This window comes from Candidatus Egerieousia sp., from assembly GCF_056211015.1.
The window spans coordinates 1-5,730 of the sequence record NZ_JBAELF010000018.1; the positions used below are offsets into that span (position 1 = coordinate 1).

8 protein-coding genes are annotated in these 5,730 nt (G+C 45.0%); 3 read left to right on the forward strand and 5 right to left on the reverse strand.

Going from position 1 to position 5,730, the window contains the following annotated elements; all coding sequences use genetic code 11:
• Positions 1-1,122 (forward strand): hypothetical protein (locus AC06L3_RS01265; RefSeq protein ID WP_475668813.1); only part of this gene is annotated, 1,122 nt, incomplete at its 5' end.
• A 2-nt stretch (positions 1,123-1,124) separates the two neighbouring features.
• The gene (locus AC06L3_RS01270) at positions 1,125-2,018 is read left to right on the forward strand and encodes a hypothetical protein (protein ID WP_475668814.1); all 894 of its coding nucleotides are present in this window, start codon (positions 1,125-1,127) and stop codon (positions 2,016-2,018) included.
• A 34-nt stretch (positions 2,019-2,052) separates the two neighbouring features.
• Here the strand turns inward: AC06L3_RS01270 and AC06L3_RS01275 are convergent, their stop codons facing one another.
• From AC06L3_RS01275 to AC06L3_RS01295, 5 genes are all read right to left on the reverse strand, one after another.
• Complete coding sequence (locus tag AC06L3_RS01275) at positions 2,053-2,448, reverse strand: hypothetical protein (protein ID WP_475668815.1); 396 nt, start codon at positions 2,446-2,448, stop codon at positions 2,053-2,055.
• A 4-nt stretch (positions 2,449-2,452) separates the two neighbouring features.
• Positions 2,453-3,088: a recombinase family protein gene (locus AC06L3_RS01280; RefSeq protein WP_475668816.1), complete on the reverse strand. Its 636-nt coding sequence runs from the start codon at positions 3,086-3,088 to the stop codon at positions 2,453-2,455.
• Positions 3,089-3,094: 6 nt separating this feature from the next.
• A complete protein-coding gene (locus AC06L3_RS01285; RefSeq protein WP_475668817.1) occupies positions 3,095-3,373 on the reverse strand; it encodes a virulence protein in 279 nt (92 codons plus the stop codon).
• Positions 3,361-3,558 carry a transcriptional regulator gene (locus AC06L3_RS01290; RefSeq protein ID WP_475668818.1) on the reverse strand — a complete coding sequence of 66 codons (198 nt, stop codon included), beginning with the start codon at positions 3,556-3,558 and terminating at the stop codon, positions 3,361-3,363. Before AC06L3_RS01290 ends, AC06L3_RS01285 begins: the two co-directional genes overlap by 13 nt.
• Before the next feature lie 350 nt (positions 3,559-3,908).
• On the reverse strand, positions 3,909-5,324 hold the full coding sequence (locus AC06L3_RS01295; protein ID WP_475668819.1) for an ATP-binding protein: 1,416 nt from the start codon (positions 5,322-5,324) through the stop codon (positions 3,909-3,911).
• A 226-nt stretch (positions 5,325-5,550) separates the two neighbouring features.
• Here AC06L3_RS01295 and AC06L3_RS01300 point away from each other — a divergent pair.
• Positions 5,551-5,730: recombinase family protein (locus tag AC06L3_RS01300; protein WP_475668820.1), on the forward strand; the 180-nt coding region annotated here is incomplete at its 3' end.

Genomic DNA, 5,730 nt, shown 5'->3' on the forward strand with positions numbered 1-5,730 from the left:
CAGGAAGCCCTTGCCAAGCGTGAGCAGCGCAGGCGTAATGAATTCTGGAACGACTATCATAGCAAATACCGTCCGGAATACGACAGGCTCAAGGATGCTTGCGACAAGTCCTTCAACCTCTATAAGACGGCCAAGGAGAACTACGGCGTATGCAGCGCGGCCATAACGGAGAAATACAACAACCTCCGGAACGTATATAGTCAGATGAACGCCCTTCAGGATGATGTTCAGAAAGCATCCACCGCAAAAGGTATTGTCAAGGCCGTTTCAGCCCTGGTATTCTTTATCAATCCTGTTGCCGGTATCGTTATGGGCCTTGTAGGAAGCACCATCGCGGAAGCCGAGCGCAGCGCAGCCATCGCAGCCCGGAAGGATCTTCGCGCACAGGCGGCAGCAATCAAAGACTCTATCGAGGGACTGAAAGCTGAACAGGCCGCACTCCGTCAGGACAAGGCCGACCGTCTGAAGGTCTATGTCGAGAATAAGGAAGCCAAGACGGCACTCCAGACTGAAATCAATAATCTGAAGGCAGCACTCAATACGCCGTTGCCGGAAGAAAGGCGCAGCTTGAAGAACTTTATGGAGAGCTACGCCCAGCACGTTGCTGAAAAAGAGCAGTCTCAGGTAAAGGATACTCGTCAGACCTCCAGCAATCTTTCAAGTTCATTGTCGGCTTACAGACGTAAATCTGAAATCCTTGACGTGTTCAGTGCGTCCAAGGATGCAGGTTCATTGAGTCTCAATCTGGCGGGCCATGGACTGTCGATAAAGGAAATAACAAGTAACAGAGGCGTAGAGGATATATCCATTACGGCCGGCGGTGAAACTCCGTTCACGGTAAATGCCAGCAAGTTCGGCCAGGAATATCTGCATCAGTTATTGGCCCGATATGAAGCCGCCACCAAGCGTAAGCCGGCTTACAGGACCGCACAGGAGATAGAGACAGCGCAGCGTGTGAGGTATGCACAAAGTGCAACCAAGAATGCTATGGAAATAAGAGCCACAAGGGAAGCTGCACAAAAAGCCGCACAGGAGGCAGCACAGAAAGAGGCTCAACGTCAAGCTGCACAGAATAATCAGACAACGAATAATGTAATAATCAAGAATGGACGAGGAAGATAGTTATGGAAGACGAGAAATTATTTGAAGCTCTTGATAAGTTCCCGGAAACTATCAAGAAAGTGGATGAACTTGCCGATGCTGTATCCAAGAACAATAAAGCCACGACCGACAACGTGGCCGCCATCAGCCGTGCCGTATCCGGACAGAACGACAGATTGACAAAGGTTGAAACTCAGCTTACGTCATTATCAAATTCCATTACCGCCGCAAAGAATCAGATGCAGAAGGAGGTTACAGTGAAATATCCTCCTATCCCGGACGTTAAGATTAAGCACTCTGATTTTACTGTATATGCCGAGCATACGGATGCAGAAATGGAAAAAGTGGCCGATAAAGTTGCGGAAAAAGTATTCAATAAGAAAACCACTTCCAATAAAGGGGCAAAAATAATACTTGCGTTGTGTTTTGCGACGTTATTTGTGTGGGCTATAAAGTTGAATAACGACTATCGAGATTGGATGGATCGCGCAATAAGTATTGGTATTATAGCCGGGGATATGCACCCAGGAGATAGAGCCATTTCAGTAAAGGAAGAATTCAATAAGGGCATTAAGGAACGTAAAGCCAAGAAGGCTGAAATAAAGGTTCTGGAAGAAAAATACAATAAGAATTGGCAAAACAATGCCAGAGTCTTTAAGAATGCCATATCTGGTGTAATTGAAAAAGATGTAGTTGTCCTTAATTTCAGTTACGCTGACGTAGATAGCACTTCTTATAATGCCCTCGTCATATTCCGTTTGGAAGACTCAGAAGTCGAAACTCGCGCTCATATATGTAGAGATGGGAATATTTATCTGACACAGGATAAGGATATCAATACGGTCCAGGAAGCAGACAAATACTTCAGAAGAAAGTCCTGGCATCGAATAGGAAACCGATTTGATAACGACAAATAAGAAGAATCTCCGACCATTTTGGCCGGGGATTACTTTATATTGCCAAGGATTTCAATAACTCAATACCTCTGTCTCGGTTCTTGACAGTTATACCGAACTTATCATTGCCACTATTCCAGAAGATAACAGAATAAGTTTTGATACCTTCGGAATCCACACTTGAGGAAAGGAAAAAGCGGGAGAAACAAAAAGTGTTCAATAATGTTCGTTGTTTTTTTTGGAAGAACTGAAACCAACCGGCTTCTTTTGACAGTTCCTCGAATTTAAGTTCAGCATCTTCTTCGGAATCAAATTCAATAGCGAATTTCTCCCACTCCACATTTTCCTTAAAGGCCTCGTTAAAGAACCTGATGAAGTTGCCGTCAAGCTGGATAAATCGGAAATGGGCCGAATCCAGCATATTATTGTGCTTCTCGTCAAATATCCTCATAGTATCACCTCATTGCTTTTTTCACTTTCTGGACGGTAAACGTAGATACATCACAAGCGGCCGCAGTATCACGGACGGACAGCCCCTTATTGAGTCGTTTTACAACAGTAGGGTATTTTTGGAGTAATTCTTCATCAGTCATTCCGGATCCGACAGGACGGCCAAGCTGCACTCCCCTCTCGATAGCCAACTGACGGCCGCTGTTCAGGCGGCTGACAATGTTCTTTCTCTCCAACTCTGCACCAAGTCCCAGGACTGTCAGAAGCATCCTCGCCACCGGGTTCTCCTTTCCATCAGGAAGCATCGTGTCGATATTCAGATCCAGGATATGGATATTCACCCCTGCTTTCGTAAGGTCATCCGTGACCTCAAGTATTTTCCGGACGCTGCGCCCCAGGCGCGACAGTTCGGATAGCAACAGAGTACCGGCCTCCCCTTTCCTGAGAAATGCCAGGCAGTCGGCAAGCACTTCCCTATCATCCTTCGCCCCGGAAGCCTTTTCATCGAAGATCCTGACAACCTTCAGCCCGGAAGTTGCGGCGTATCTCTCCAGGTCGGCCACCTGCCTGGTTGCGTCCTGCCTGTCCCCGGTGCTGGAAACTCTTGCATAAATAACAGCGGAAAGTTCGGCTGGGTACATATACTGTCAAGGCTTGAACAGAGGGGTGAAGTCAGACCAGCTTTCAACCTTGAATCCTCGGATATCCCGCACGGATTTTTTGAACCAGTCGATCTTGGATAATTCCATGACGGTTTTGACCAGTGCGGTAAGATCGTCGCTTTGTGACATATAAGTGCTCCCCTGCACCCAAATAAACCCATTGCCTGCAAGCAACGTCTTTATTTCATAGTAGGCGTTGTTGTAAGGCTCACCATAGTACTTCTTCAAGTCGTTTACGACCAGGTCAAAGCTCAATGCGTACATGGCTGCGTGTTTATGCATAAGGAGAACAGTTCCGCATGGCCGAAGAATATGCGGCCATCATCTGTCCGGGCGGAAACCACTTTCCCGGCAAAAGGGTTTTCTTCGACCTCCAGTACTGTGCCAATGATCCATTCGGGAAGGTTGGTCAAGTCGGGAGAGATATTGACTCTGTCATTCTTTTTCATAAAAATTTCCATTTTCCAAAGGTAAAGATTTTCACCGTAATTACAAAGAGAAAATAATCTTTGATTAATCGCAATACAAATATAGCACAATTTTTCGGATTACAGGCAATAAATATAGATTTATTTCAATACAATGATTTAAACAATACGGAAAATTCGCCTGTAGTTTGAAAGAATCGAATTTTGGAAATTATGGGAAAATGTTTAGTACATGACAATTTTTGAAAAAATCGCTGTATATTATTGATTATCAACTAATTAAACTTGCAAAAGACCTCAAAATTTTGTAACTTTATAAGTGGCTTCAATACTTATAATCGCGAAGAAGATTAGCAAGTTACGGTCAAATCCTAAGACTTTGTTACGGATATAACCCAGCGACCGTCTTTGCGACTGCCGTACCTGTGCAATATTCCGACTTTCTGCAGAACGTCTATATCTCTCATTATTGTACGCTCTGTAACATCGTGATTTTTTGCTAACTGAGACACCGTTACCGTTGTGTCTTTTATGACATCGTCAAGGATAAGCCTTTGTCTTTCAGAGAGTTCTTTTATGACATCTTTTATGACATTGTGAAGATAGGCCTCATTGGACTTGAAGAAACATATACTGATGAATCCGTGGTTATCCACCCATGTCGGCTCCGGGATTCCGTGTTCTTTGCAGAGGTCAATAATCCTCTTTGCCCCGGAACCCCAGTTTTCAAGATATCCGCTCCTGAACAACACTTCTGCGATAGTGGGGTTGTATGGAATTGATGGATGGGCACCTTTGATTGATTCTGGATTGATAGGATCCTTGAATATGCCGGGGTTCTCAATCTCCACTCTGTCATCATAGATTGCAATGCCGATGGTGACGTTATCCCGCTCCCACATACAATGACAGAGAGCATTGATATAGGCTTCTCTTAATGCGCCTGCGGGTATTTCAAGCTCTTCTTCACGCTGAAGTTTGTTGGTAATCTTTCCGCTTAATGACAGATGCTTGAAGAAAAAGGACATTCCGGCGTCAAGCAATTGAAGGAAGTTTCCCGAAGCCTGCTGGTTATCAATAAACTCATTCTTATCCGTTCCACGGAATCTGGCGAGACGAACCCGGAATTGATGATAGTTGGAAGTGTCTTTCGCAAAGAGCATCGCAGCAGCGTTCGTAGGCCTTCCATCTTTCAGTAATTCCAGTTTGGCGAGGATGTCTTCAACAGGCTCCGTCAAAGAGGCTTCCGATATCCTGTTCTTTTCGACACCCAGACGAAGCATCCCTCGAATAAAGTCGTGATTAAGGTCTTCGACAGTCAGGTCTTTGGATGGCTGATTTATCCAGGCATATTCCTTTGGTGCAGATGCCCGAAGCCGTTCGTCAAACAGGGACCTTGGCATAACGGATGTCGTACTTTCTACACGGTAATATGGTGTACCGTGGAATGTATATGGAGTGTCTCCCCATTTCCATCCGCCAAAGTGCATCGCTATGACAAAATTCCCGGGTCTGTCAGGAACTTCAATGTATTTGATTGGGACATCAATGGCGGGTTCAAGGCCTCTGATTGCCTTCCCAATCTCTTGACGGGTATTGTCAGTGACTTGCTGCCCGAGAATCTTCAGAGAAGCGGGTGCAATTCCAAAGAAAAGCCACCCTCCGGCAGTATTAAGGAAGGCGCAGGCGCTGTGCATTCCATCCTTCAGTTCTCCGGTGCTCTTTTTCAGTTCCAGCGTTCTGGTCTCATCAGAAGCGATTATTTCCCTGATATCCTCAATCGTCATAGCCTTTTCGGTTCTTATCGCCACAAAATTAGTGAAAAATCTTCAACCGACATAATACTGATTATTCTTTCATGTACTGAACATATTATGTAACTTAAACAACGCAACAGTCTATGTACCAATATTTTTGACGCTATTTGTCACTTTTCTCTTGCATGGCGCTTCACGTTTCTTTGATTATTGTAGCTCCATCGATTGAATTTACCCTTTATAAACAATTAAAGTTATGTCACAATTCAATTCATTCGATGAGAAAAGGCACACGGCAATCTATGTGCGCATCTCTACGGCCTCTCAGAAGACCGACCGTCAGCAGGAAGAGCTGACAAGTTATGCTGAACTGAACCAGCTCAATTTCAATCGGAACCTTGACGTCTTCATTGACGTTGTGAGCGGATTTAGGGAC